Raw genomic sequence first — 26,515 nt, forward strand, 5'->3', positions numbered from 1 at the left:
CTTAAAAGAGAGACATCTGCCCGCCATCGGGCTCGGTCGGCTCGTCCTTGCCCTTTAGCTGGGCATTCGCAACCGACCTGGGCGTGACGGCATCCTGGATTTCGGGACCGGTGTTGACGACCTTGTTGACCTTGTCCGAGACAGGGATCGCCTCGAAGTAGTCCTCCGCGACGGGGCCGAAGAGATCGGCAACCTCGCGCGGCTCCTGCGTCTTGCAATCCAGCCAGCGGGCAAAATCCTCGGGCTGGATAACGACCGGCATACGGTCATGGATCTGCCGGATCGAGGCGTTGGCGGCCGTCGTCAGGATGGCCGCTGTGTCGACCTCGGAGCCGTCGGCCGAGGACCAGGTTTCCATCAGCCCGGCGAAAGCGACGATGCCGCCCTTCCGCGGGCGCACCCAATAGGCCTGCGACGGCTCGCGGCTGCCTTTCGGCGGCCGGCGCCATTCGTAAAAACCGGAGGCCGGCACGAGAACACGCCGGTGGCGCATGGCGGCGCGAAACGAGGCCTTGTCGATTGCCGATTCGGCCCGCGCATTGATCAGCAGCGGAAAGTCACGCGGGTCTTTCACCCAGCCCGGCATAAAGCCCCAACGCACGAGCACCGCCTTGCGCTCCGGCAGGTTGCTGCCGGGTGCCGCGCACTCGCCGGCCACGACAACCATGATCGGCTGGGTTGGCGCGATATTGAAGCGCGCCGGAAAGTCGTCGCTTTCCAGCAGGCTGAACAATTCCATCATTTCGTCGGGGGTCGCCGTCAGCGCAAAACGTCCGCACATGACATCGATGTGGCACTTCACGTAGGATGGGTCAACGCTACCGAGACGATTTGATTCCCTGATGCCGACCAAGCCCGAACTTGCTTCCTCCGTCATTCTAGAACGCGACGGCCGCTATCTGCTCGTTCGCCGGGCCAACCCACCGTCGGCCGACATGTACGCCTTTCCGGGCGGCCGTGCCGAGCCCGGCGAGACGCCGGCGGAGACAGCGCTTCGCGAATTGTTCGAAGAAACCGGCATCAAGGCGCGCGATCCGGTGCTGTTTGAAATCTACGATCTGCCAGGCAAGGAGTCCGAAGGGCGGCACTTCCTGCTTTCGGTGTTCCGGGCCGAGGCGGATGCCGACGCGGTTGCCATCGCCAGCGACGACGCGGCAGGGCTCGGCTGGTTCACGCCTGAAGAGATCTTCACCCTGCCGATCCCCGACAGCGTGCGCGAATGTGTGGAAAGACTCTCCGGCACCGGCGCGAACGCCGCGACATCCGGCGACGGCCTTGAAACCGCCGCCAATTCGGGCTTGATGAAATCATGATCCCTGTCCCGATCCTCGCAAGGCTTACGCTCGCCGGCATCGCCTTGACGGTCGCCACTGGCGCGGCGGCGCAAAAAACACCGACGAAAGAGGCGGCCAAGACCGAGACCGCAGCCCCTGCCCCGGCCGCCGTGGAAGAAAAGCCGACGCCCTATGACCAGCGGCTGATTCGGCTCTCCGAGATCCTCGGCTCCGTGCACTACCTCAGGAATCTCTGCGTCAAGGAACCGGAAGACGTCTGGCGCCGCTCGATGCAGGATCTGATCGACAAGGAAACCGCCACTGAAGTCAAACGACGCGAGCGGATGACTGCCGCCTTCAACCGCGGGTACCGCACCTTCGCATCGGTCTATACGAACTGCACAGGCCCTGCGATCGTCGCCGAACAGCGATATCGTGCCGAAGGGGCAACACTTGCGTCAGAAATCGTCGCCCGCTTTGGAAATTAGCAATAAATTAACCTCTTTTCTCACGACCCCGTGTCGTTTCGGGAAAAGGCTGCTAAGTTCGTTAAGAGAGTGGTAAGAAGTGGCGAGTCCGTCACGGTCGTTCAGTCGGAGTTCAGCCGAACGGCCATAATATGAACCGCTTGCACAATGGAAGTCGCATGGAACGAATGATGGAACCAAGCCTGACCGACATCGATGACATGATCGTCCACGAGAAGATGCAGGCTGCGCTGGAACACCAGAGCGAGGCCTGGGCGGACGGAATGGCCGACGGTATCGAGCCGGAAATCATCGCCGATGCGGCCATTGCTCTTGCCATGCGGGAAACCGTTCGGCTTCATGGCGAAGACGGCGCCGAGGCAATGCTCAATTCGCTTCGCGAGCGCGTGCTCGCCGGCGAATTCTCGCCCCAGCGCACGATTCAGTAATATCAGGACTGCCCGATGCATCGGAATCTTGCAAACCGGACCCTTCCGGTTCGCCTCGCCACACTGCTGTTGGCCGGTGTCGCCTTGACCACCCCGGCAGCGGTTTCCCCCGCCTTCGCTCTCAGCGAATTGCAGGGCGCGCCGCAACCCGTTCCGGCCGAGCAACAGCCTGCCGCCGGCGACCAGAAGGCGACGCCGCCTGCCGCCGAACCCGTTGCCGAAGAGCCGGATGAGGAAGAGACGCTTCCGCTCGAAATCCCGATGCCCGACCCGCTGATCAACAAGTCGGCGACAGCCACCAAGGAAGATGCTCCCGAAGCTGAAGAGCCGGAGCCGACCGGGCCTGTCGAAGTCCTGACCGACGTTTCCAAGATTCCGGCGCCGGTCGCCCGCATGCGCGAGCTGATCGTCGAGGCGGCGGCTTCCGGCGACATCGAGCGGTTGCGCCCATTGCTCGGCAAGGGCCCGAACCAGACCCAGGTCACCGGCGTCACCGGCGACGAAGACCCGGTGTCGATCCTGAAGAGCCTTTCGGGCGACCAGGAAGGCGTCGAAATTCTCGCGATCCTGCTCGACGTGCTGTCGACCGGCTTCGTGCTGGTAGACAAGGGCACGCCGCAGGAGGCCTATGTCTGGCCTTATTTTGCGGAAAAGAAGCTTTCGACGCTGACGGCACCGGAAAAGGTCGACCTGTTCCGCCTGGTCACCGCCGGCGATTTTGCCGACATGGAAGAATTCGGCAGTTACAACTTCTATCGCGTCGGCATCATGCCGGACGGCAAGTGGAAATTCTTCATCGCCGGCGACTGAGCGCCGGCGACCTGCTTGCCGATGACAGCCGAACATCCTACCTCTTCGCCAAGAGATCGCCGGTGAGACCGGGGCCTGAGTCGGCCACGGCTACCAGGTGATCGTTTGCTAGGTTAGCGCGGGAGCCTCCCCTCCCGTCGAACAGGATTCGAACGATGCCCAGAGTTCGCCTCGACGATCGTGCGATCGTCTCCATTTCCGGCAAGGACGCCGAAGATCTTCTTCAGGGACTGATCACCACCGACCTCGACGCGCTTGCACCCGACGAGGCGCGTCCTGGCGCGCTTCTGACGCCACAGGGCAAGATCCTGTTCGAGTTCCTGATCTCCCGCGACGGCGATGGCCTGCGGCTGGAAACGGCAAGCGACCAGGCCGAAGCGCTGCTGAAGCGCATGACGATGTACAAGCTTCGCTCGGCAGTCGAGCTTTCGATCAGGACTTCCGACGCCGTCACCGTGATATTCGACGAAGCAGAACCGACGGGTGCCTATCGGGACCACCGTTTCGAGAAGGCGGGCGTTGCGCTCTTTCGCGCCTATGGGGAAGCCACCGGCGACACGGCCGGCGCAGAAGACCTCGAACGGCTGCGGATCGCGGCGGGCATTGCGAATGCCGGTGCCGATTATGCGGTGCAGGACGCATTCCCCCATGACGTGCTCCTGGACAAAAACGGCGGCCTCTCCTTCAAGAAGGGCTGCTACGTCGGTCAGGAAGTGGTGTCGCGCATGCAGCACCGCAGCACGCCGCGCCGCCGGGTCGTGATCGTTTCGGCGGACGCCGCCCTTCCTCCCACGGGAACGACGATTACGGCGAACGACAAGGCGATCGGCGCGCTGGGCACGGTGCAGGGCAAGTCGGCGCTCGCGATCGTGCGCATCGACAAGGCCGGTGAAGCCATGGCGAATGGGATCCCGCTGCTCGCCGGCGACGTGCCGGTGACAATGGTTCTGCCCGAATGGACCGGCCTCACCTTCCCGACCAGCACGGACGAGGCAAGCGCGTGACGGCGGCCCGCGCCTGGCAGCGCATGCTTTCCGGCCGAAGGCTGGACCTGCTCGATCCCTCGCCGCTCGATGTCGAGATCGGCGACATCGCCCATGGCCTCGCCCGTGTTGCCCGGTGGAACGGCCAGACCGCCGGCGATCATGCCTTCTCTGTCGCCCAGCACAGCCTGATGGTCGAAGATATTTTTCGCCGCAGCAACAAGTGCAGCACCGACGATTGCCTGCTGGCGCTTTTGCACGACGCGCCGGAATATGTGATCGGCGACATGATCTCGCCGTTCAAGGCGGTGGTCGGCGGCGGCTACAAATCGGTCGAGAAGCGGCTGGAAAGCGCCATCCACCTTCGTTTCGGCCTGCCGCCGCATTGCTCCAAGGAATTGAAGGACCGCATCAAGAAGGCCGATCATGTCGCGGCCTATTTCGAAGCAACGGTGCTTGCCGGCTTCTCCGTCGAAGAGGCGCGCAAGTTCTTCGGCCAGCCGCGCGGCATCACCCGCGAGACGCTGCTGATCGATCCCTTGCCGGCGGTCGAGGCGCAGCGCCTGTTCACCGAACGGTTCCTCACGCTGGAAGCGCAGCGCGTGCCCGCGCGCGCGGAAATCTGACATGCCCGGCATCATCGTTTCTCCGCTTTCCCGCATTGCCGAAATGGCCGTCCGCCATGGCTGCACCGAGATGATCAGCCTCGTCGCCAAGGGCCAGGATTTCCATCGCCCCGGCGTCATCGCCAAGGCGCGACATCTGACGCTCGGCATGAACGACATCACCTTTGCCGGCACCGGCGACCTCATTGCGCCGCAGGAAGACCATGTCCGGCAGATCGTCGCCTTTGCGCGCGAATGGGACCGTGCACGGCCGCTCCTCGTTCATTGCTGGATGGGCGTCTCCCGTTCGCCGGCAGCCGCCCTCATCGCCGCGCTCGCGGCCGAGCCGGACCAGGACGACGCGGAGCTGGTGCAGCGGCTGCGCCGCGCCTCGCCCTATGCGACCCCCAACAGCCGGCTCGTCGAGATTGGCGACGGCGTGCTTGCGCGCAATGGAAGGCTGATCGCCGCCGTTCGCGCGATCGGTCGCGGCGCGGATGCCGACGGCAATGCGCCGTTCCTTCTGCCGCTTGCTTCCGAAGGAGCAGCCGTTGCCGATTGAGACGCAGCCGACAACGGTCGAGATCGGCCTCAATGCGGCGATCGTCGCCGTCGTCAACCGCAGCCCGCGCATCCTCGCCGTCAGCGAAAGTGACGGCGATGCGCGTGACAGCCTGCCCTTCGGCCCCTTCGATCCGGCGCTCCACCGGACCTTTGAGACGAGCCTGCGCGATCGCGTCGAAAAGCGTACGGCGCTGAAGCTCGGCTATATCGAACAGCTTTACACCTTCGGCGATCGCGGCCGTCAGCGGCTGCCGGGCGAAGAAGGCAAGCACATGGTCTCGGTCGGCTATCTGGCCCTGACGAGAACCGATGCCGAAAACACCGAGCGGCTGGCCGAAGCCGGCGCGCATTGGCGCGACTGGTACGGCTACCTGCCCTGGGAGGACTGGCGGCAGGGTCGCCCGGCGGTGCTGGACCAGGCGCTCCTGCCGGCACTTGCCCGCTGGGAAACAGGTGTGTCCGGTGACGACCGAGCCGCCCGGATTGCCGGGCGCCGGGCGCGCATTCGCCTGGCCTTCGGCCTCGGCGATTTTCCCTGGGACGAGGAACGCGTGCTGGAGCGCTATGAGCTCCTTTACGAGGCAGGGCTCGTGCCCGAGGCGGCCATCGACGGCCACGGTAATGGCAACGACGTTCTGACCGCCGGGCTGGCGATGCGCCATGACCATCGCCGCATCGTCGCCACGGCAATGGCGAGGCTGCGCGGCAAGATCAAGTACCGGCCGGTCGTCTTCGAACTGATGCCGCCCGAGTTCACGCTGACCGATCTGCAGGCAACCGTCGAAGCGATCTCCGGGCGCCACCTGCACAAGCAGAACTTCCGCCGCCTGGTCGAAGGGGCCGAACTGGTGGAGCCGACGGGGATGACGCTGTCTTCCACCGGTGGGCGGCCGGCCGCCCTCTTCCGCTTCCGCCGCCAGATCCTCGACGAGCGCCCTGCCCCGGGGCTCAAGGTCGGTGGGCGATGAGGGCAGTACCGCCCACCAAACGGTGGATCGGCACCTAAAAACATCCGACAGAACGCCCTACATGTGCGGGGATGATGCTATAATCGGTGCAGTGGGACGCGACCGAACTTTCGCTGCCCGCAAACCATGCGGCGTTTACGACCGAGGTGACAACCATGCTGCTCGTCCTGACCCTGCTTACGTCGCTGCTCGGCACCTCGCCCCAATCGGGAACCGACGAAAAGCCGAAGATGCCCGACTACTTCAAGAACCAACAGGGCGGCGGCATGCAGCCGCAGACAACCATTTGCAATCTCAACAGCCAGGACCTGAACGGGCAGTTCCGGACCTGCCGCTACGACTGCGGCACGCAGATCACCGTCGGCGAACGTTTCTCCTGCCCGTTCATCATGCAGCGTTGACGTTCAAAACCTCGGTTAGCTTCTGAAAAGACGCAACTCCGGACGGAAAACCGCTTCGCACTTTTCCTGGAGTTGCTTACCTTTCGATCACCACATCAAGGCCGATGTCGAGCGTCGGGGCGGCCATGGTGATCTTCGAGGTCGAGATGTAATCGACGCCGCTCTCGGCGATTGCCCGCACCGTATCGATCTTGACGTTGCCTGAAGCCTCCAACCGCGTCCGACGGGCATCGACCGCATAGGCGTCGGCGGAGAGCTGCCAAAACGCGCGGTTGACCGCAACGGCCTCGCGGAGCAAGTCCGGCCCCATGTTGTCGAGCAGGATGACGTCGGGTTGGGCCGTCAGCGCCTCGCGCATCTGATCGAGGCCATCGACCTCGATCTCGATCTTGACGAGATGGCCGCAATAGGCACGCGCCGCATGGACGGCGCTGGCGACGCCGCCGGATACGGCAATGTGGTTGTCCTTGATCAGCACGGCATCGTCCAGGCCGTAGCGATGATTGGAGCCACCGCCCAGACGCACCGCGTATTTTTCCAGCGCCCGCAGCCCAGGAATGGTCTTGCGGGTGCAGCAGACCTTCGCACGCGTGTGGGCGATCTCGTCGGCGAATTTCGCCGTATAGCTTGCGATGCCCGAAAGGTGCATCAGGAAGTTCAGGCCGACACGTTCGGCCGACAGCAGCCCGCGGGCGCGACCGGAGATCCGGGCGATCGCCGTGCCCGGCGCGACCCGGTCACCATCCGCCACCAATGCCTCGAAGTGGATCGACGGATCGACCAGACGGAAGGCGGCACGCGCAAGCTCCAGCCCGGCAACAACACCCGCATCGCGCACGTTCATGCCGGCCTTTGCGGTCAGCTCCGGCCCGATGGTCGAGAGCGTGGTAATGTCGCCGGCGCGGCCGAGATCCTCGTTAAGTGCGGCACGCACCTGGTCCTCGATCATCAGTGCGGGAAGTTCGGGGCGGAGGGCTGCGGTCATCTGCTTTTTCGTCCTTGAGTGTCGGTCCATGCAAGCGGCGCGCGTGAAATCACGCCGCTTCCGTCTCCGCCAGTTCGCTCGCCAGGCGGTTGGCGTCGGCGAGCGTCAGATAGGTGCGGCGGCGCCATTCCGGCTGTTCCTGTGGGCAATCGGCGCGGAAGTGACCGCCGCGGCTTTCCGTGCGCCGCAGCGCGCCGACGGCGATCAACTTGGCCGTGGTAATAATGTTGGTGAAGCGCATGCGGGTGTTGTCGCGCTCGAGCTGTGCGATCTCGCGGATCGCCTTTACCAGGCTCTCGCGGGTTCGGATCACGCCGACGCAATCGCTCATCACCTGGCGCAGGATCTTCAGTTGCGGGCTGTCCTCGACCGTCACCGGATCGTCGTTCTCGCCGGCATTGTCGCCCCATTCGGTAAGCTGCGGCGTCGGCAGCGTGCCCTTGATGTTTTCGGCGATGCGGGCGGCAAAGACGACGGCTTCGAGCAGCGAGTTGGAGGCGAGCCGGTTGGCGCCGTGCACGCCGGTGGAGGTCACTTCTCCAGCAGCCCAGAGACCATCGATCGAGGTGCGACCTTCGGCATCGGTGAGCACGCCACCCATGTGATAGTGAACCGCCGGCACGACCGGGATGGCTTGCGTCACCGGATCGATGCCGGCCGCCATGCAAGAGGCATAGACCGTCGGGAACATCTCGGGGAAATGCTTGCCCACAGCCTTGGTGCAATCGAGGAACGCGCCGCGGCCGGCCTGGACCTCGGCAAAGACACCACGCGAAACGATGTCGCGCGGCGCAAGCTCGCCGTCCGGGTGGATATCGAGCATGAAGCGATGGCCGGCGGCGTTCAGAAGCTGGGCGCCATCACCGCGCAGCGCCTCGGTCGCGAGCGGCGCCGGATCCTTGCCGATGTTGATCGCCGTCGGGTGGAACTGCACGAATTCCGGATCGGCGATGATCGCGCCGGCGCGGGCGGCCATGCCGAGCCCCTGCCCGCACGCTTCCCACGGGTTGGTCGTGACAGCATAGAGATGACCGATTCCACCGGAGCAGAGCACGACGGCACGGGCCGGGAAGGCCACACGCTTCTTCGACTGGCCGGCATCGGGCCGGGCGATGACGCCGGAGATGAATCGGCCTTCGCGCACGAGTTCCTCGACTACATAGCCTTCGATCACGCGGATCGACGGCGTCCGGCGGACGGCGGCTATCAGCGCTTCCATGATCGCCTTGCCGGCCATGTCGCCCTTGACGCGGACGATGCGTCGCTCGGAATGGGCCGCCTCACGCGAGAGCAGCAGCTTGCCTTCGAGATCGCGGTCGAAGGGCACGCCATATTCGAGCAGATCGTGAATGCGCGCCGGGCCTTCGGCCACCATCATGCGCGTCATCTTCTCGTCGACGATGCCGGCACCGGCGGCCAACGTGTCGGCGACATGTTTCTCGAAGGTGTCGCCGGGGCTCATCGCAGCGGCGATGCCGCCTTGAGCCCAGGCCGACGAGGCGCCGTGGCCGATCGGGGCTGCGGCAAGGATCGTCACCGGTCTCGGGCTCAGCTTCAGCGCGCAGAAGAGGCCGGCCAAGCCACCACCGACGATGACGATATCGTCAATCCCGTTGAAGGATTGCGGGCGGAAATGGTCGGTCAGCATGATTCATTCTCCTCCAATGCGCATGCCTGCATCCGGTATGACCCGGCGGAAATTGTTACTGCTTGAGGTTTACCATGCGCTCGACCGCAAGGCGGGCGCGATCGGCGATATCAGGATCGACGAGAACCTCCTCCGTCATGGTCAGCAGGCTGTCGAGGATCTTCGGCAGCGTGATGCGCTTCATGTGCGGACAGAGGTTGCACGGCTTGACGAACTCGACGCCTTCGATCTCGGCCTGGATGTTCGACGCCATCGAGCACTCGGTGACGAGCAGCACCTTCGACGGGCGGTTGTCCTTGACGTAGTTGATCATGCCGGAGGTCGATCCGGCGAAGTCGCAGACGGCGATCACGTCCGGGTGGCATTCCGGATGACCGATGATCTCGATGCCCGGATTGGCTTCCTTGTAGGCGAGCAACTCGGCGGCCGTGAAGCGCTCGTGCACCTCGCAGTGGCCCTTCCAGGTCAGGATCTTCTTGTTGGTCTGGCGCGCGACGTTCATCGCCAGGTATTCGTCGGGAATGCAGAGAACCGTGTCGGATTCCAGGCTCTCGACGACATCGAGCACGTTCGACGAGGTGCAGCAGATGTCGGTCTCGGCTTTCACGTCGGCAGACGTGTTGACGTAGGTGACGACGGGAACGCCGGGGTAGCGCTGCTTCAGCAGGCGGACATCGGCGCCGGTGATCGATTCCGACAGCGAGCAGCCTGCCTTGGCGTCGGGGATCAGTACGGTCTTTTCCGGACTCAGCAACTTCGACGTTTCGGCCATGAAGTGCACGCCGCACTGGATGATGATTTCCGCATCGACTTTGGCAGCATCGCGCGCGAGCTGCAGCGAGTCGCCGACGATGTCGGCGACACAGTGGAAGATGTCCGGCGTCTGATAGTTATGCGCGAGGATGACCGCGTTACGCTCCTTCTTCAGCCGGTTGATGGCGTGCACATAGGGCGCGTAGACCGGCCACTCGATCGCCGGGATGAAATCCTTGACCTTCTCGTAGAGATGCTCGGTTTCGCGCGCGATCGCCGGCGTAAAGGCAAGCTCGGGCCTTTCGATGATGCCGAAGCGCTCAGCGGCGCTGACAAAAACCGGTTTCGCCACGGCCGCGGTGCGGGGTGCAAGGCGCGTCATCGACATCTCCTCTCCGCCCCTCTTCCTGGGCGGGTTTTCAATTATGCTCAATCTGAGCATAATTGAACCAAAACAAAAGCGGCAAAGCCGCATGGGTTGATTTAGAAAGTTTTGTGACAGAATTCAAGAATAGAAGCGCCGCTTTTCGCGGCGCTTCTGATTTTGGTTCGCGATCAGGCCATCGCCGGCCGTGCCACGCCCTTCTCCTCGATCGGCCAGTGGACGATTGCGGCGAAGACGCCGAGGGCTACACCGAGCCACCACACCGGATCGTAGGAACCGAAGTGGTCGTAGAGGTAGCCGCCCATCCACACACCCAGGAATGAGCCGACCTGGTGCGACAGGAAGACGATGCCGCCGAGCAGGCCGAGGTGGCGCGTACCGAACATGATCGCGACCAGCGCATTGGTCGGCGGCACGGTCGAAAGCCAGAGCAGGCCCATAACGATGGCAAAGACGATGACCGAGGTCGGCGTCTGCGGCAGCAGCAGGAAGGCCGTCACCGCCACCGAGCGCGCGATATAGATCAGCGCCAGGAAATAGGGTTTCGAGTAGCGCTGGGCGATGAAGCCCGCCGACAGAGAGCCGATAATGTTGAAGAAGCCGATGAGTGCCAGCGCGATCACCGCATAGCGCGCGTCGATGCCGATATCGCCGATGTAAGCCGGGAAGTGCGCGGTGATGAAGGCAACCTGGTAGCCGCAAACGAAGAAGCCGGAAACCAGGAGCAGGTAGCTCTTGTGGCCAAGTGCCTCCTTCAGCGCCTCGCCGATCGACTGCTTGAATTGCGCCTCGCTCTGGCGGCCGGAGGACGCGTTGCCGCGCAGCGGGATCGCGAAGAACGGCACGACCAGCATGAGGACGCCGAGATAGACCAGGCTGTCCGACCAGCCATAGGCCGAGATCAGCCCCTGGCTCAGGGGCGCGAACAGGAACATGCCGGCCGAGCCCGCCGCCGTGCAGATGCCGAAGGCGAGCGACCGCTGATGCGGCGTGACGTTGCGGGCAAAGGCGGAGAGCAGGATGCCGAAGGAGCCGGAGCCCACCGCCATGCCGACGAGCACGCCGCCGCCGATGTGCAGCCAGATCGGCGCGTTGGCGAAGGCCATGATGAAGAGACCAGCAGCGTAGAGAAGGCCCGACATGGCGAGCACGCGCCACGTTCCGAACTTGTCCGCAATCGCGCCGAAGAAGGGCTGGCTCAGGCCCCAACAGAGGTTCTGCAATGCCATGGCAAGGCCGAAGGTCGTCCTGTCCCAGCCCGTATCGGCGAGCATCGGCAGCTGGAAGAAGCCCATCGCCGAGCGCGGGCCGAAGGTGAGCATCGCGACGACCGAGCCGGCCGCAATGATCAGCCAGGGCATCTCCTGACGGGCACTGGACGGCGCGGATGCTCCGGAAACAGCGGACATGGAATCTCTCCGATTGATGGAGCGCGATCCTAGGCGGCTGCTAAAACAGATAAAAGCCAATTAAATTGACGCCGCAATCACCGGAATTGATGCCTTGATCAAGCGGCGCTGCGGAACCGGTCGCGAAACGCTCTCGGCGTCATGCCCTTGGCCGCCTTGAACTGGCGATTGAAGTTGGCAAGCGAACGATAGCCGACGGCATCGGCGACATGAGCGATCGAACGCGCCGAACCACTGAGCAGCGCGCAGGCCTCGCCGATCCGCAGGCGCATCAGATATTCCGAGACCGGCATGTTGAGGTGGCGCAGGAACAGGCGATGCAGGCCGGAAAGGCTGAGCGCGGCCAGATCCGCGAGTTCGTCCATCGACGGGTTTTCGGCGTAATGCAGGTGGATATGGTCGAGCACCCGGTCGAGGCGGCCGCGGTCGACCGATCGGCCTGATGGCGTGACGACCCGGCTCGACAGTGGTGTTACCGCCTGCTCGCGCGCCAGGATCGTCAGCATCGACAGGACGTCCGGCAGGCGCTCCTCCGGCGCCAACCGGCGCAACCCTTCGAACAGCGGCCGCACGCGGGTGGCCACTTCCGGCGTGAACTGCAACCCTGGAGCCGAACGCTCGAACATCGCCTTGACGCCGGCGAGTTCGACGAAGCCCTCCTCCAGGCGCTCCACCCATTCCGGATGGAACCAGAGCACCAGCGCCACGTGCGGTTCGGCCTCGTCGACCTTGCCGGCGGAGTGCCAGGTGTGCGGCAGGTTGGAGCCGACCAGCACGAGATCGCCGTCCTCATAGGCACCGATATGGTCTCCGATGAAGCGCTGGCCGCGCGAGTTGAGCGTCAGCGTCAGTTCGAACTCGGGATGATGGTGCCATTGGAACGGGATGGCATCGTCGAGCCGGCGGTCTAGCAAGATTGATGAGGCATTGGTCGGCCTCGAGATCTTCTGCAAAACAGCCTTCATGTTGCACCATTCTCTCCTCAGAAGCCAGAATAGTATCAATGTAAGCAGGCTGCGTGCAACAGCGGCACCGTTGAAAGGGCTAGGTTTTCTCCATCACCAATCAAACCTGCCAGGCGAGGAGATCCACATGCAGCCACTCAGAGACAGTCACCCGACGGCGGCCCATCTCGATATTCAACTGAAGGACATCCGGAAGCGGCTGCCTCTGCGCGTGCTTTCGGAAGCGGACTGGCAGCACTGGATCACCAAGGGCTACGTCATCGTCCGTCAGGCGGTACCGGCGACCAATGTCGAGCGGCTCGTCGAGTTGCTCTGGCGCTTCGACGAAAAGGATCCGGCCGACCCTTCGACCTGGTATGCGCCGCAGCGACGCGAGCACAAGATGAAGGAACTCAACAACACCGGCATGCTGGAGATCTACAATCACCAGTATCTCTGGGACAACCGCCAGGAGCCGCGCATCTACGGCGCCTTCGTCGACATCTGGGACCGCGAAGACCTGTGGGTGACGATCGACCGCGCCAACCTCAACCCACCGAAGAAGGTCAAGGGCAATCCCAACGGCTTCATACATTGGGACGTCGACACCTCAATCCGGCCGCTGCCGATCGGCGTTCAGGGCGTGCTCAGCCTCAAGAAGCAGGACGGCGACGTCGGCGGCTTCCAATGCGTGCCGGAACTGTTCGAAAACTTCGAAAGCTGGGAGAAGACTCAAAGCGCCGACCGCGACCCGATGCACCCCGACATGACCGGTCTTTCGACCGTCAACATCGAGATGGAGGCCGGCGACCTGATGATCTTCAACAGCCTGCTGGCCCACGGCGTGCGGCCCAATCATTCCGATGGCCGCGTGCGCATGGCGCAGTACATTTCGATGCATCCGGCAGAATGGGGCAATGTCGCCGAGCGCGAGGAACGGGTGCACCTGTGGCGCGAGCTCGACCATCCGAAGCGCGACGCCTTTCCCGGCGACCCGCGCGAATGGGAAAAGCACAACGCCTCCCCCGCCAGCCTTTCGGATCTGGGCGCCAAGCTTCTCGGTATCACGCCCTGGGCTTGATACCGAGAAACGCGTGAGATCGTTTCCGTCCGGAATTGCTTCTGAACTAAGCCGAAGCACGCACCTTCATCGGCCAGCGCTCGCCGCGTCGGCCGATGATCTTGACCTCATCGCCGAGCTTCACGGTGCCTTCGCTGCGCGGCACCGCATTCCAGCCGAAGAGCACGCCGGTCACGCGGCGGTCGGCCGACATGCGCTTCTCCGCCAACCCCTGGATCGGATTGCCGCCGATGCGCTCGCCGGTGATCTGGTCCTGGGTCGTCATGATGCAGCGCGAGCAGGGTTTGACGAGATCGAAGCGGATGCCGCCGATCTCGACGCTCTCCCAGAAATCCTCCTCCCAGGCTTCATCGCAGTCGACGAGGATGTTGGTGCGGAACCGTTCCATGCCGACCGGTTCCTGGCCCTTTTCGGCGAGCGTCCGGTTGAGATCGGCAAGCGAACCCGTGGTCGTGATCAGGATCGGAAAGCCATCGGCAAAGCCGACGGGTGCGGCCGCTCCTGCCCATTCGGCGCCGACGAGCCGTTCGGCCGAGGCGTCCATATGGGCGAGCCTGACCGGGCGGCCGAACCATGAAGAGAGAACCTCGTCCGTCGTTTCATCCGACACGGCGGCATCGACCTCGCTGCCCCAAACGACGACGTTCAGACGACGGTCCGGATCGAAGCGGACGGAGATCTCCCGCTCACCCATCCTCAGGTGCACGCCGCCATCGATGTGGCTCGCCTCAACCTGCGCCAATGTCTGCAGTTCGCGCTGGGTGATAAAGCGCCCATCCGGCTGGATCAGCATGAAACGCCGGTCACCCTCGACGCCGTCGAGATTGACCGAGACCGTCTCGCGGGCAATCGCGCGACCGCTCTTCAGCGGATGAATGTTGAGGCCGGTCACCTTCATGGACAGTTCCTTCCATCTTCAAAAACTGATTCAAGCGCCTGACGATCCGATTCACCGGGCGGCTGCAATCCGTTGAAAGGCCTAGATCATTTCTCGGCTTGATGGAAACGGAGAAATGTTCCGGTGCAATCGGCGCGGCACAATCGCTCGCAGAAAAGCGCCCCACGCCCTTCCCGGCAACTAGATTTCATCCAGCATCATGGCGAGTACGTCGCGTAGCCGCTGCTCACGCTCGTGAGCCAGACGGCGGCCGGCCTCGGTCTTGAACCCGTCAGCGAGCCGGAAGAGCTTGGTCTCGAAATGATCGATGGCGAAGGCCTTGTCATCGAGCGCCCGCGCCTCAGCCAACGGATCGAGCGGGTCGTAAAGGCCGCTGCCCATGCGCCCGGCGATGTAGAAGCAGCGGGCAGCGCCGACCATGCCGATCGCATCCAGCCGATCGGCATCCTGAAGGATCTTCGCCTCCAGGGTTTCCGGCGGGATGTTCGCCGAGAAGCTGTGCGTCAGGATGGCGTGCGCCACCGCGGCAATCTCATCCGTGCCCCAACCGAGATCTTTCAGAATGCCCGTCGCCTTTTCGGCCGCCAGTCGTGATGCCTGCGTGCGCAGGGGCGAGTTCTTCTCGACCGAGACGCAGTCATGCAGCAGCACCGCGGCGGCGAGCAAACGCGCCTCACTGCCCTCCTCCGCCTGGATGCGGGCGGCATTCTTCCAGACACGGATCAGATGTGCGGCATCGTGCGAGCCGTCATCGGCGGCGAAGGCATGCGGCAGCAACGCCGCCGCAAGTTCCTCATGCGGCGCGAAGGCGGCCGCGAGTTTCGAAATCTCTGTCATGATGTCCTATTGCTGTTCGGCAGGCTTTGCCGGCGCCGTCGGTGCAGCGCCAACGCCGGACAAGATCTTCTGGTAGAAGAGCCCTATCCCGATCAATACCCCGCCAAGGCCGATGAAGGACAGAGCCCGCAGGAAACCTTCGAGGTTGGACATGTCGATCAGGAACACCTTCAGCACGGCAACGAAGACCAGAACGGCCGACGCGATGCGGATGCTCTTGGCATGGAAGCGCGAGCCGAGCACCAGCAGCAGCACGCCGAGCAGCAGCCAGACGACCGAATAGGTGTAGGTCTCGCCCTGCAGAAAGCCCTTCCAGTCCGCAATGTTTTCCCCCTGCCAGACACGGCGCACCGTGAGGCTTGCCCAGGCGAAAGCAAGCACCGCGCCGCTGACCGCAAGTGCCATGACATAGGGCAAGGGCCGCTTGTCGCGTGCATACCAGGCGAGCCCCGCATAGCCGAGCCCCGGTAACAGATAACCGATCAACAGCAGGTCGAAGAACGGGATACGCCCCAGCAGTTCGCCGCTGAAATAGGGGTTGAGGCCGAGGAGATGCGCCGAAAGCACCGACAGCATCGAGAGCACGCCGAGGCCCATGCCGCCGTAGCGGAAGACCGGGCTCGGTGATTTCATGTCGAGGCTCATGAAGATCGCCGAGGCGCCGATTGCCAGCAGCGTGTAGATCGACTGCTCGCCGAGGGTCGGCACCGCGCTGTCGAGCACGCCGCCGTTCATCGCATGGCGCACCAGGATCGCGAGCGTCAACAGCACGAAAAGGCTGGCAAGCGCCTGCAGCAGGTTGCGCACCCGCGTGCCTGGCCAGGATCTCAGGAAATAGGCGGAGCCCGCAAGCAGCACGGCGGGAATGCCGTAGCCCGGCAGCAGCGCATTGAAGACGGGCGTGGTGCCGAGATTGCCGGCACCGACGATCGTCGGCTCCCAGGCGATGCGCCCGAGTACGACGACGGCAGCTGCACCAGTCATCCACGGCAGGATCGGCCAGGTGCGGATCCGCGTGGCGAGCGCATAGGCCGTTCCAAGCACGGCGATCGCAAGCGTCGTGACCAGCCCGTCCGTCCAGGCGTGGAGGGCAAACACGAGAAAGGTGAAGGAGCCGGCCACCAGCAAGCCGGCCGCCGTATCGCGCGCCATCGCCTCGCTTTCGCGGCGGTAGAGCCAGTCCGCAAGCGCCAACAGCGCCGCCCCGGCGACGAGTGAGAACAGGCCGTGCGGCAGGTCGAAGGAATAGTTGCCGGTCATCAGGAACGACATCGCGACGAGCGCGACCGGAACGACCGCGGCGATGCCCGCCCAGAGTGTCGAATATTGCGGATGGGCGACGAGCCGGCGCGACAGCACGAAACCGCCGAGTGCGACGAACAGCGTCGCAAGCAGCATTGCGGTGATCATCGCGGTGCGCCCGGGCAGGACGACTGCCGGAAGAGCGTCGGCCAGCGAGGGATCGAGATAGGCGAGCACGCCGCTCAGCGCCGTCAGGCTCCAGACGCCAGCAACAGCGCCGACCGCTGAAAGCACGGCGGGATAGACTGCCGTTGTCCGCCAGGCGCCCAACGCCGCCAGCGCCGCAACGACAACTGCAAACTCCGCCACCGGAAAGCGGACCGCATAGACTGCCGGGCTGATGAGGAGGAGCGCAAGCATGGTGACGACGATCGCGGCCGAAATGGAGATTGCCGCGTGCGGTGGAACGAACAGGCGTTCCCATGGCCCGACGACGGCCCGGGGTCGGGTTGTCGCTTCGGTCGGCTCCAGCATTTCGGACCCTTCAGTCGCATCACGCACTTCGCGCGCTTCTGCCACTGGCTCCCGTTCGATGGCGGCAGGCCAGATAAGTCCGATGCCGGCGATCATCACAAGTAGGACGAAAGCGACCGGCCGTGCTTCGAAGGGCGATGCCGCAGCGACATAGGCAAGGCCCCAGAGCCCTATGCCAACATTGGCAAGCGTCGGCACTACGGTCCATCGGCGCAGCCGCGATGCAAGCAGGGTCGCGAGCCAAACGATCGCGAGGAAGCCGAAAAGAACCCAGGGGCGCGGTTCGTTGCTCGAAACCAGCGCCGGCGTGATCAGCGAGGCAAGCAGGCCGAGGCCAGCGAGCGCCTGCCCATGCAGCAGCGACAGACCAACAGTGGCGAGCGAAATCGCCGCCAGGAGAACGAAGGCCGTGCCCGTGCCGATATAGTCGTAGATGCCATAGGCGGCATAGGCGACCCCGAAGAGGGTGACGGCACCGGCCGCCGTCAGGATGCCGGGGATCATGGCGTTCTGGAATTCGTTGGCGATCACGGGCACCGCGCGCCGACGGATGACCTCGCCCGCCGCCATCAGCAGGAGGCCGAACAAGGCAGCAAGCGTCAGGCGAACCGCCGGGCTCAACAGCCCGGCATCGATTGAATACTTGACCATGAAGACGCCGCCGAGCGCCAACGCGATGCCGCCAACCCAGACGGCCCAACGGGCGCCGAGGCGACTTTCCAGGCTTTCGGTCTGACGGGGTACGGTTGCGACCGGCTGCGGTGCTTCCGTGCTGGCAGCGATCGTCTCCTCGCCCTCGATTTTGGCCGCGGCTCCTTCCGCATCGCCGAAAATCCGCGCGCCCTCGCGCGCACTGGCCGAGAAGGCGGCAGCGGCATCGTCCAGCGTCTCTGGCTCCGGCGTCTCCGACATGGCCGGCAACTCGTCCGCAGCCGCAAACGCCTCGGTCGCCGTTTCAGCCGGGGCGCCTCCGCCCGGAGCGGCCCTCAGCGCCACGACCTCCGCCTTGAGGGCGGCGAGTTCGGCACCAAGACGCTCGGTCGTCCTTCGGTTGCCGAGATAGGCGGACAGGGCCAGAATAAAGGCAGCTAAAGCAATAAGTTCGAACATACTTTCCCCTGGCAGTCGCAATCGCCGGCGCGCGCAACCATACAGACTTTTATGCAAGCGCCAAATCTATAGACGGCCGAGCGCTGTAATCTCTTCACGGAAATGTCGCAGAACTGTCATGGGGCAGCTGGTACAGGCGGATGAACACCGCTGCCTTGCGCGGTGGTTTCCATCGTTCAACCAGGAGACCCGATCATGGACAAGCATCTCGGCCAGACGGAAGAGACCGAATTCAAGACGCTGACGGAACGCAGGGAAGAGCTGGAAGACGTCGGCCACAACTGTTCCGCCAATCCGACAATGGGCGACATCATCCACCGCCGCTTCTCGCGCCGGTCGTTCATCGGCGGCTCGCTGGCAGTTGCCGCGATCTCGACCACCGTCAGCCCGCTCGCTCTCCTGACCGCCGAAGAGGCACGCGCCGAGGACGGTTCGCGCTTCGACTTTACCGAGATCGAAGCCGGCGTCGACGAAAAGCACCAGGTCGCCGAAGGTTACGATGCCGACGTCCTGCTTCGCTGGGGCGACAAGATCTTCGCCGACAGCCCGGAGTTCGACCCGAAGAACCAGACGGCCGCTGCCCAGGAAAAGCTGTTCGGCTACAACAACGACTATGTTGGCTTCATCCCGCTCGACGGCAGCGCCGACCACGGCCTGCTCGTCGTCAACCACGAATACACCAATGCCGAACTGATGTTCCCGGCCTTCGCCAGCGTCGTGAAGGAAAAGGTGACGAAGGACGGCAAGGAAGTCGAGGAAGAGAAGGTCGTTCTCGGCGAATACAGCAAGGAGCTGGTCGACATCGAGATGGCCGCACATGGCGGCACGATCATCGAGATCCGCAAGGTCGACGGCAAGTGGCAGCCGGTTCTCGACGGCAAGAACAACCGTCGCATCACCGTCAACACCGAGATGCAGATCACCGGCCCGGCCGCCGGTCACGACCGCCTGAAGACGCCGTCCGACCCGACCGGCAAAAAGGTGTTCGGCACGCTCAACAACTGCGCCGGCGGCGTCACCGCCTGGGGCACCTACATGATGGCCGAAGAAAACTTCAACGGCTATTTCGGCGGCGAGATTGCCGAGAACCATCCGGAATACAAGCAGCTGAAGCGGCTGGGCGCACCGGGCGGCCAGTATGAATGGGCGTCCTTCTACGACCGTTTCGACGTCTCCAAAGAGCCGAACGAAGCCAATCGCTTCGGCTGGATCGTCGAGGTCGACGCGCTTGATCCGACGTCGGTGCCGAAGAAGCGCACAGCCCTCGGCCGTTTCAAGCACGAAGGCTGCGAATCGATCGTCAACAAGGACGGCCGCGTCGTGCTCTATTCCGGCGACGACGAGCGCTACGACTATGTCTACAAGTTCGTGACCAAGGGCACTTTCAACCCTGACGATCGCGCCGCCAACATGGACCTCTTCGACGAGGGCACGCTCTATGTCGCCAAGTTCGACGAAGACGGCTCCGTCACCTGGATGCCGCTGACGCACGGCGAAGGCCCGCTGACCGAAGCCAACGGCTTTGCCTCGCAGGCGGACGTGCTGATCAACACCCGTCTTGCCTCCGACGCGCTCGGTGCCACCAAGATGGACCGTCCGGAAGACGTTCAGCCGAACCCGAAGACGGGCAAGGTCTACGTGATGCTGACCAACAACACCAAGCGCAAGGCCGAAGAAGTCGACGCGGCCAACCCGCGCGCCAAGAACGCCTTCGGCCACATCGTCGAGATCACCGAGACCGACGGCGACTTCGCGTCGCTGAAGAGCCGCTGGGACGTTCTCTTGAAGTGCGGCGATCCGAGCGTTGCCGAGGTCGGCGCTTCGTTCTCGACCGCCACCACCAAGAACGGCTGGTTCGGCATGCCCGACAATTGCGCCATCGACACCGATGGCCGCCTCTGGGTATCGACCGACGGCAACAACGAGAAGGACACCGGCCGCACCGACGGTATCTGGGCGATCGACACGGACGGCGCCGCCCGCGGCACGTCGAAGCTCTTCTTCCGCGTGCCGGTCGGCGCCGAAATGTGCGGCCCCTGCTTCAACCCGACCTCGGACACATTTTTCCTCGCCGTCCAGCACCCCGGCGACGCCGGCCTTGCAACTTACGAGACGCCGGCCACCCGCTGGCCGGACTTCCAGGACGACATGCCGGTACGCCCGGCTGTCGTCGCCGTAACGAAGCAGGGCGGCGGCCGCATCGGCTGATCAGGACTGCGATTACAAAAAGGAACGCCGCGCCATTCTGCGCGGCGTTTCTTGCTTCCGACATTGCTTGACCGACGCAATTCCGGGCGGAAAACCGCTTCGCACTTTTCCTGGAATTGCTCAGCTTGAAGTGACGCAATTCCGGACGGAAAACCGCTTCGCACTTTTCCTGGAATTGCTTTAACGCCTGAGATTGTCGATCGGGAAGATGGCGCAGGTTTCGGTGCCGTGGGCGAGCAGCTTGCCGTTGCGGTCGCGCAGCCAGGCTTCGGAGGTCGCGATGGTGCGGCCACGATGCACGATGCGCCCCTCGCAGAAGACCTCGCCCATATCGGGCAGCAGCGGCCGCACGAGGTTCACCTTGAACTCGACCGTCGTATAGGCCTCCCCAGGTTTGACGGTGGTGAAGACAGCGCAGCCGAGGGCCGAATCCATGATCGTTGCCGTCCATCCGCCATGCACTGTGCCAAGCGGATTGAGGTGTTCCTCGGTCGGCAGCCCCTTGAAGACCACCCGACCCTCCTCGACTTCGCTCAACCCGAACTTCAGCGTCTTCGACATCGGCGGCGCCGGCAGCTCGCCGCTCAAAAGATCCTGCATTGCCTTGAGACCGCCATCGCGGGCGACGCGGTCGAGCGACAGCACGCCGACGCCGGATACGGACATGCCGGGATAAAGCTCTTGGTACATCGATAACTCCTGGGAATCAGGCGGCTGAGGATTGCGCTTTCAGCGCCTTCAGCGCCGCATGGACGAAACCGTCGCGGGCGGAAGAAACGTCGAGGCCGCGCGGCTCATAGACATGGCGGTGGAGGAAGAAGGCGGTCAGGCGGAAGGCGGCGGCGAGGCTGTCGTGATCCGCAGCCCTTCGCGCTTCGGCCGAAAGGAAGTCCGGCAACGCCAACATGCGGTCGGCATAACGCTCTCCGGCCTCCCGGCAGACCGCCCTGCCCGATTTCGGCGAGACGTAAACGAGCTCGGTGCGGGCGCCCGTCGCCACGCATTCCGTGAGATCGAGCCCGAAGCCGAGGTCGTTGAGGACTGCGAGTTCGAAACGGACGAACAATTCGCCGGCGTCGGCGGGATCGGCCAGATGGTCGACGATGACGGCCAGCGCCTCATAGAGATGCGGATGCGGGTCGCGCTCGGGAAGCAGCCTAAGGAGAGCGCCGAGCGCCTGGATACCATAGACCGAGGTTGCCGTTTCCATCAGCCGGGCGGCCCGCAGCTCCACCGGTTCGATCCGGAATTCGCCCATGTGCTCGTCGAGCCGGGCGCGCCAGGTGACCTCCACCGAGTTGCCCGGCTGCAGCACCGGCTGCATCGTGCGCGAACGCCCCGAGCGCACCATGCCGAGATGCCGGCCGTGGGTTTCGCTCATGACCTCGACGATGGCCGAGCTTTCGCCGTGCCGCCGGATCCCGAGAATGATGGCCTGATCGCTCCATTGCATGGCTATGGCATACACCCGTGGTCGAAAGCGGATCAAGCTGTCTTGCGGAAGCAAAACACCATTGCCGACTGTAGCCTTTCGGCCACACCTAATGGTTGCCTCATTTGCGACATGCTGTCGCCGCCCCGACGCCGTCTTTGACATTAGAACGGAAGGGCGGCAAAAGCCGTGTCTCCCGCCCGAAAATGACAATCAGCAGGATCAAAACTTTATTATGTGTGTGTCCCGGAACAGCGCCGGCCGCCTGGCGCAGCTCTTCGCCCTTCTTCTCGCCACCTCGACGCTCGCAAGCTGCGTCACCACGTCGGGGCCAGCCAAGCCGAAGGGACCGGATCCATACTACGTGGCGATGTACGGCCCGCTGCCGAACGAGAAATTCCCACTGGATGCCATCGACATCAGCAAGGTCGACAAGCGCTATCTGCGCCAGCAGGTCGCCTACCAGACGCATGAGCCGCCGGGCACGATCGTGATCGATACCCAGAACCGCTTCCTCTACCTCGTGCAGGATGGCGGCATGGCGATGCGCTACGGCATCGGCGTCGGCAAGGCCGGCCTTGAGTTCGAAGGTGAAGCGCGGATCGCGCGCAAGGCCGAATGGCCGCGCTGGACGCCTACGCAAGAGATGGTGGCGCGCGAGCCGGAACGTTACGGCCCGCTTGCCGGCGGCATGGAGCCGGGCGTGCGCAACCCGCTTGGCCCCCGCGCGCTCTATCTATTCCAGGGCAACCGCGACACGCTGTTTCGCATCCACGGCACGACCGAGGCCTGGTCGATCGGCAAGGCCGTGTCCAGCGGCTGCATCCGTCTCTTCAATCCCGATATCATCGACCTCTACAGCCGCGTACCGGTCGATTCGCGCGTCGTCGTGCTGCAGGCCGAACCGCCGATGACAGAGCCGGCCGGCGGCATTCCTATGGCGAGCGCCGCCAATGGCGGCCTTCCTCCGATGTATTGAGACGCCGAATGCTCAGCCGAGCGCACCTCAGTGACGCCCGGCGCATTCAGGCACATTAACGCCCGTCGCTCAAGTCGGCGCCGCACTGCAGACGACCGGCCGGCTAGGCCTGCGGCTCGAGCGCCGGCTTGCCTGAGAGTTCGCTGAGGTAATAGCCGTCGCGCAGGTTGATGCCGTATTCGAGCCAGGCCTTCATACAGGCGAGCATCTGCGACCAGCCCTCGCAGTTGACGTAGGAGCTCTTCTGCCCCTGCGCGTTCTCGCGCCAGCCGGTTTCGGCGATCGTCACCATCGTGGCGCCATCCTCCAGCGGCTGGAAGCGCATCTCCACACGGGTCTGGTAGGCATCTTCGCCCTCGGCGACCATGGCGCCCCAGCAAAAGACGATACGCTCGTTGGGCTCGACCACCTCCACCTGGATCGGCACCTCGCCCCACCAGGTCACGGTTGCGCCGGCCACCAGCGGCCCGCTGATGCCGCCGAGCGTCACGAAGTAGCGGCTGAGCTGGTCCGGATTGACGACCGCATCAAATACCTGGGCGACAGGGCGGCCGATCCGTCCGTTCACACGAAATTCAAAGGGCATGGCGTATTCCTCCTGTCGGGGCCAACAAGAGTATGTTATAGAAACATAACATGTCAACCGATTCGAAAGACGACCTGGTATTCAAGGCGCTCGCCAACGGGCTGCGCCGGCAGATGCTCGACGCCATGCGCCAGGAGCCGCAGACCACCGGCATGCTCTGCGAGCGCTTCAGCAATCTCGACCGCTGTACGGTCATGCAGCACCTGAAAGTCCTTGAGCAGGCCGAGCTCGTACTCGTCCGCCGCGAGGGGCGTGAACGCTGGAACCATCTGAACGCATTGCCGATCCAGGCGATCCATGATCGCTGGATCAGCCAGTATGCCGGCCATGCGATGTCGGTGCTGTCCGCCCTGCAACAGGACCTCGACCGGTAACCAGACCGATGGTTTCGGCTTTCAATCGATCGGCTTTCTTCGTATGAACGGCCGATACGTAAATTGGGGACATCGTCGTGCGCTACCTCATCACCGGCACCGCAGGCTTCATCGGCTTTCACCTCGCCAAGCGGCTGATCGACGAAGGGCATTTCGTTGTCGGCTTCGACGGGATGACCCCCTATTACGACGTTACGCTGAAAGAGAATCGGCACGCGATCCTCGCTCGCTCGAACGGCTTCAAGCCCGTCGTCGGCATGCTTGAGGACAGAGACGCGCTGCGCCGGGCGGCCGAGCTCGCCGAACCCGAAGTCATCATCCACCTCGCCGCCCAGGCGGGTGTGCGCTACAGCCTCGAGAACCCGAAGGCCTATGTGGATTCCAACCTGGTCGGCTCCTGGAACATGCTGGAACTGGCGCGGGAGCTTAACCCTAAGCACCTGATGCTGGCCTCGACCTCCTCGATCTACGGCGCCAACGAAAAAATCCCGTTTGCCGAAACCGACCGTGCCGACGAGCCGATGACGCTCTATGCCGCCACCAAGAAGTCGATGGAGCTGATGGCGCACAGCTATGCCCATCTCTACAAGGTGCCGACCACTGCCTTCCGCTTCTTCACGGTCTACGGCCCCTGGGGGCGGCCCGACATGGCGTTGTTCAAGTTCGTCGATGCCATCCACAAGGGACAGCCGATCGATATCTATGGCGAAGGCCGCATGAGCCGCGACTTCACCTATATCGACGACCTGGTCGAGGGCATTCTCCGGCTTTCCCATGTGGCGCCGGCGGAAGAAAACCGCGTGGCGGAGGAAAAGGCCGAGGACACGCTCTCGCGCCAGGGGCCTTTCCGCGTAGTCAACATCGGCGGCGGGCAGCCGGTCGAACTGATGACCTTCGTCGAAACGGTCGAGAAGGCGGTCGGCAAGCCGGCGGTGCGCAACATGCTGCCGATGCAGCAGGGCGATGTGCCCCGCACCTACGCCTCCCCCCACCTTCTCGAAGCGCTGACCAATTTCAAGCCCTCGCTTTCTGTCGAAGAGGGCGTGGCGCGCTTCGCTGCCTGGTACAAGGATTACTACAACGCGAACCGGTGAGCCGCTCACCAGCTACTCCCCACGGATTATTCTGCTGGCGGGACGGCTTGCTTTAAGCGCAATCGAGCATAAATGGGTGCGAACCTGAGCGCATAAGCAATTGCAAAAATACGCAATTGCACGTTCTATGAACTGAGCTCGCTGTGGAACACAACAAGGGAAAGAGCCTATGAAAATCACGATGATCGGCGCCGGCTATGTTGGCCTTGTTTCCGGCGTGTGTTTTGCGGACTTCGGTCACGACGTCGTTTGTCTCGACAAGGATGAGAGCAAGATCGACGCCTTGATGCAGGGGCGCATTCCGATCTTCGAACCCGGTCTCGACCAGTTGGTGGCCAGCAACGTCGCTTCGGGCCGCCTTACCTTCACGACTGATCTCGTTGCCGCCGTCGCCGACAGCGATGTCATCTTCATTGCGGTCGGCACGCCGTCACGGCGCGGTGACGGCCATGCCGACCTTTCGTATGTGCATGCGGCTGCGCGCGAGATTGCCGAGAACCTCAAGGGGTTCACCGTGATCGTGACGAAATCGACCGTTCCGGTCGGCACCGGCGACGAGGTCGAGCGCATCATCCGCGAAACCAATCCGGACGCCGATTTCGCCGTCGTTTCCAACCCGGAATTCCTGCGCGAGGGTGCCGCGATCGAGGACTTCAAGCGGCCCGACCGCATCGTCATCGGCCTTTCGGGCGACGACGCGCGGGCACGGGACGTGATGACCGAGGTCTATCGTCCGCTCTATCTCAACCAGTCGCCGCTGGTCTTCACCTCGCGCCGCACGTCCGAGCTGATCAAATATGCCGGCAATGCGTTCCTCGCGATGAAGATCACCTTCATCAACGAGATGGCGGATCTCTGCGAGCGGGTCGGTGCCAATGTCCAGGATGTCGCCCGCGGCATCGGCCTCGATGGCCGAATTGGCTCGAAATTCCTGCATGCCGGTCCAGGTTACGGCGGATCGTGCTTCCCGAAGGACACCCTGGCGCTGGTGAAGACCGCGCAGGATTATGACAGCCCGGTGCGACTGGTCGAGACGACGGTGGCCGTCAACGACAACCGCAAGCGGGCCATGGGCCGCAAGGTCATCGCAGCGGCCGGCGGGGACGTGCGCGGCCGCAAGATCGCGATCCTCGGCCTCACTTTCAAGCCCAACACCGACGACATGCGCGACAGCCCGGCGATCGTGGTCGTCCAGACGCTGCAGGACGCTGGCGCCCATGTCATCGGCTATGATCCGGAGGGCATGGAAAACGCGAAGAAGGTGATCGACGGGATCGACTACGCCGGCGACCCCTACGAGGCCGCCAACGAAGCCGATGCGCTGGTCATCGTTACCGAATGGAACGAGTTCCGGGCGCTTGATTTCCGCCGGCTCAAGACCGTGATGAAGACACCCATTCTCGTCGACCTCAGGAACATTTACCGCGAGGACGAGGTGGTGAAGCACGGCTTCAGCTATTCGAGCGTCGGCCGGTCGCTCTGACAGGAGCGGCTG

General features: G+C 63.7%; 27 protein-coding genes. 15 read left to right on the forward strand and 12 right to left on the reverse strand.

Translation table 11 applies throughout. The features are described 5' to 3' along the window. Position 1: 1 nt before the first annotated feature. Positions 2-781 carry an SOS response-associated peptidase gene (locus ASD01_RS29595; protein ID WP_034804304.1) on the reverse strand — a complete coding sequence of 260 codons (780 nt, stop codon included), beginning with the start codon at positions 779-781 and terminating at the stop codon, positions 2-4. A 58-nt stretch (positions 782-839) separates the two neighbouring features. On the opposite strand from ASD01_RS29595, the gene ASD01_RS29600 reads away from it, so the two are divergent. From ASD01_RS29600 to ASD01_RS29640, 9 genes are all read left to right on the forward strand, one after another. Continuing rightward, entirely contained in the window at positions 840-1,313 is a 474-nt protein-coding gene (locus tag ASD01_RS29600) for an NUDIX hydrolase (RefSeq protein ID WP_051659666.1), read from the forward strand. Further along, on the forward strand, positions 1,310-1,762 hold the full coding sequence (locus tag ASD01_RS29605) for a TIGR02301 family protein (RefSeq protein WP_034804029.1): 453 nt from the start codon (positions 1,310-1,312) through the stop codon (positions 1,760-1,762). Before ASD01_RS29600 ends, ASD01_RS29605 begins: the two co-directional genes overlap by 4 nt. A 158-nt stretch (positions 1,763-1,920) precedes the next feature. After that, entirely contained in the window at positions 1,921-2,190 is a 270-nt protein-coding gene (locus ASD01_RS29610; RefSeq protein WP_089043914.1) for a hypothetical protein, read from the forward strand. Between the two features lie 15 nt (positions 2,191-2,205). Further along, positions 2,206-3,000: a hypothetical protein gene (locus ASD01_RS29615; protein WP_034804030.1), complete on the forward strand. Its 795-nt coding sequence runs from the start codon at positions 2,206-2,208 to the stop codon at positions 2,998-3,000. A 155-nt stretch (positions 3,001-3,155) separates the two neighbouring features. Further along, positions 3,156-4,004 (forward strand): CAF17-like 4Fe-4S cluster assembly/insertion protein YgfZ, encoded by an 849-nt coding sequence (ygfZ, locus tag ASD01_RS29620; protein ID WP_034804031.1) that lies wholly within the window; start codon positions 3,156-3,158, stop codon positions 4,002-4,004. Then, positions 4,001-4,609, forward strand: a complete 609-nt coding sequence (locus ASD01_RS29625; protein ID WP_034804032.1) for a YfbR-like 5'-deoxynucleotidase — start codon at positions 4,001-4,003, stop codon at positions 4,607-4,609. Before ygfZ ends, ASD01_RS29625 begins: the two co-directional genes overlap by 4 nt. Before the next feature lies 1 nt (position 4,610). Continuing rightward, on the forward strand, positions 4,611-5,150 hold the full coding sequence (locus ASD01_RS29630) for a tyrosine phosphatase family protein (RefSeq protein WP_034804033.1): 540 nt from the start codon (positions 4,611-4,613) through the stop codon (positions 5,148-5,150). After that, positions 5,098-6,120 (forward strand): NUDIX hydrolase, encoded by a 1,023-nt coding sequence (locus ASD01_RS29635; protein ID WP_034804035.1) that lies wholly within the window; start codon positions 5,098-5,100, stop codon positions 6,118-6,120. The genes ASD01_RS29630 and ASD01_RS29635 overlap by 53 nt, the downstream gene beginning before the upstream one ends. A gap of 155 nt (positions 6,121-6,275) precedes the next feature. Next, positions 6,276-6,521: a hypothetical protein gene (locus ASD01_RS29640; protein WP_077961811.1), complete on the forward strand. Its 246-nt coding sequence runs from the start codon at positions 6,276-6,278 to the stop codon at positions 6,519-6,521. 76 nt (positions 6,522-6,597) lie between these two features. On the opposite strand, the gene nadC is transcribed toward ASD01_RS29640, so the two are convergent. From nadC to ASD01_RS29665, 5 genes are all read right to left on the reverse strand, one after another. Further along, complete coding sequence (nadC, locus tag ASD01_RS29645) at positions 6,598-7,506, reverse strand: carboxylating nicotinate-nucleotide diphosphorylase (protein ID WP_034804039.1); 909 nt, start codon at positions 7,504-7,506, stop codon at positions 6,598-6,600. 49 nt (positions 7,507-7,555) lie between these two features. Continuing rightward, entirely contained in the window at positions 7,556-9,154 is a 1,599-nt protein-coding gene (locus tag ASD01_RS29650) for an L-aspartate oxidase (protein ID WP_034804041.1), read from the reverse strand. A gap of 55 nt (positions 9,155-9,209) precedes the next feature. Continuing rightward, positions 9,210-10,289: a quinolinate synthase NadA gene (gene nadA / locus ASD01_RS29655; RefSeq protein ID WP_034804309.1), complete on the reverse strand. Its 1,080-nt coding sequence runs from the start codon at positions 10,287-10,289 to the stop codon at positions 9,210-9,212. A 173-nt stretch (positions 10,290-10,462) separates the two neighbouring features. Further along, positions 10,463-11,701, reverse strand: coding sequence for an MFS transporter (locus ASD01_RS29660; protein ID WP_034804045.1), 1,239 nt, complete (start codon positions 11,699-11,701; stop codon positions 10,463-10,465). 98 nt (positions 11,702-11,799) lie between these two features. Further along, the gene (locus ASD01_RS29665; RefSeq protein WP_034804048.1) at positions 11,800-12,666 is read right to left on the reverse strand and encodes a helix-turn-helix domain-containing protein; all 867 of its coding nucleotides are present in this window, start codon (positions 12,664-12,666) and stop codon (positions 11,800-11,802) included. 127 nt (positions 12,667-12,793) lie between these two features. Here ASD01_RS29665 and ASD01_RS29670 point away from each other — a divergent pair, with 127 nt between their 5' ends. Further along, entirely contained in the window at positions 12,794-13,726 is a 933-nt protein-coding gene (locus ASD01_RS29670) for a phytanoyl-CoA dioxygenase family protein (protein ID WP_034804051.1), read from the forward strand. 46 nt (positions 13,727-13,772) lie between these two features. On the opposite strand, the gene ASD01_RS29675 is transcribed toward ASD01_RS29670, so the two are convergent. The 3 genes from ASD01_RS29675 to ASD01_RS29685 all read right to left on the reverse strand — a co-directional run bounded on the left by ASD01_RS29675 (position 13,773) and on the right by ASD01_RS29685 (position 18,347). After that, complete coding sequence (locus tag ASD01_RS29675; RefSeq protein WP_034804054.1) at positions 13,773-14,624, reverse strand: MOSC domain-containing protein; 852 nt, start codon at positions 14,622-14,624, stop codon at positions 13,773-13,775. Positions 14,625-14,804: 180 nt separating this feature from the next. After that, positions 14,805-15,461: an HD domain-containing protein gene (locus tag ASD01_RS29680; protein WP_034804057.1), complete on the reverse strand. Its 657-nt coding sequence runs from the start codon at positions 15,459-15,461 to the stop codon at positions 14,805-14,807. 6 nt (positions 15,462-15,467) lie between these two features. Then, positions 15,468-18,347: a DUF2339 domain-containing protein gene (locus tag ASD01_RS29685; protein ID WP_051659667.1), complete on the reverse strand. Its 2,880-nt coding sequence runs from the start codon at positions 18,345-18,347 to the stop codon at positions 15,468-15,470. A 195-nt stretch (positions 18,348-18,542) separates the two neighbouring features. On the opposite strand from ASD01_RS29685, the gene ASD01_RS29690 reads away from it, so the two are divergent. Beyond that, positions 18,543-20,555, forward strand: coding sequence for a PhoX family protein (locus ASD01_RS29690; protein ID WP_034804061.1), 2,013 nt, complete (start codon positions 18,543-18,545; stop codon positions 20,553-20,555). Positions 20,556-20,735: 180 nt separating this feature from the next. On the opposite strand, the gene ASD01_RS29695 is transcribed toward ASD01_RS29690, so the two are convergent. Further along, on the reverse strand, positions 20,736-21,245 hold the full coding sequence (locus tag ASD01_RS29695; protein WP_034804064.1) for a PaaI family thioesterase: 510 nt from the start codon (positions 21,243-21,245) through the stop codon (positions 20,736-20,738). Between the two features lie 16 nt (positions 21,246-21,261). Continuing rightward, positions 21,262-22,008, reverse strand: a complete 747-nt coding sequence (recO, locus tag ASD01_RS29700) for a DNA repair protein RecO (RefSeq protein WP_034804316.1) — start codon at positions 22,006-22,008, stop codon at positions 21,262-21,264. A 214-nt stretch (positions 22,009-22,222) separates the two neighbouring features. Here recO and ASD01_RS29705 point away from each other — a divergent pair, with 214 nt between their 5' ends. Then, the gene (locus ASD01_RS29705) at positions 22,223-22,966 is read left to right on the forward strand and encodes a L,D-transpeptidase (RefSeq protein WP_034804083.1); all 744 of its coding nucleotides are present in this window, start codon (positions 22,223-22,225) and stop codon (positions 22,964-22,966) included. A 103-nt stretch (positions 22,967-23,069) separates the two neighbouring features. Here the strand turns inward: ASD01_RS29705 and ASD01_RS29710 are convergent, their stop codons facing one another. Then, positions 23,070-23,552: an SRPBCC domain-containing protein gene (locus tag ASD01_RS29710; protein WP_034804086.1), complete on the reverse strand. Its 483-nt coding sequence runs from the start codon at positions 23,550-23,552 to the stop codon at positions 23,070-23,072. A gap of 50 nt (positions 23,553-23,602) precedes the next feature. On the opposite strand from ASD01_RS29710, the gene ASD01_RS29715 reads away from it, so the two are divergent. From ASD01_RS29715 to rkpK, 3 genes are all read left to right on the forward strand, one after another. Next, the gene (locus ASD01_RS29715; RefSeq protein ID WP_034804089.1) at positions 23,603-23,926 is read left to right on the forward strand and encodes an ArsR/SmtB family transcription factor; all 324 of its coding nucleotides are present in this window, start codon (positions 23,603-23,605) and stop codon (positions 23,924-23,926) included. A 77-nt stretch (positions 23,927-24,003) separates the two neighbouring features. Beyond that, entirely contained in the window at positions 24,004-25,020 is a 1,017-nt protein-coding gene (locus tag ASD01_RS29720) for an NAD-dependent epimerase (protein WP_034804092.1), read from the forward strand. Between the two features lie 169 nt (positions 25,021-25,189). Further along, entirely contained in the window at positions 25,190-26,503 is a 1,314-nt protein-coding gene (rkpK, locus tag ASD01_RS29725) for a UDP-glucose 6-dehydrogenase (RefSeq protein ID WP_034804094.1), read from the forward strand. Positions 26,504-26,515: the final 12 nt, after the last annotated feature.

Source organism: Ensifer sp. Root423, from assembly GCF_001426275.1.
In the GTDB taxonomy this organism is placed as follows: domain Bacteria; phylum Pseudomonadota; class Alphaproteobacteria; order Rhizobiales; family Rhizobiaceae; genus Ensifer; species Ensifer adhaerens.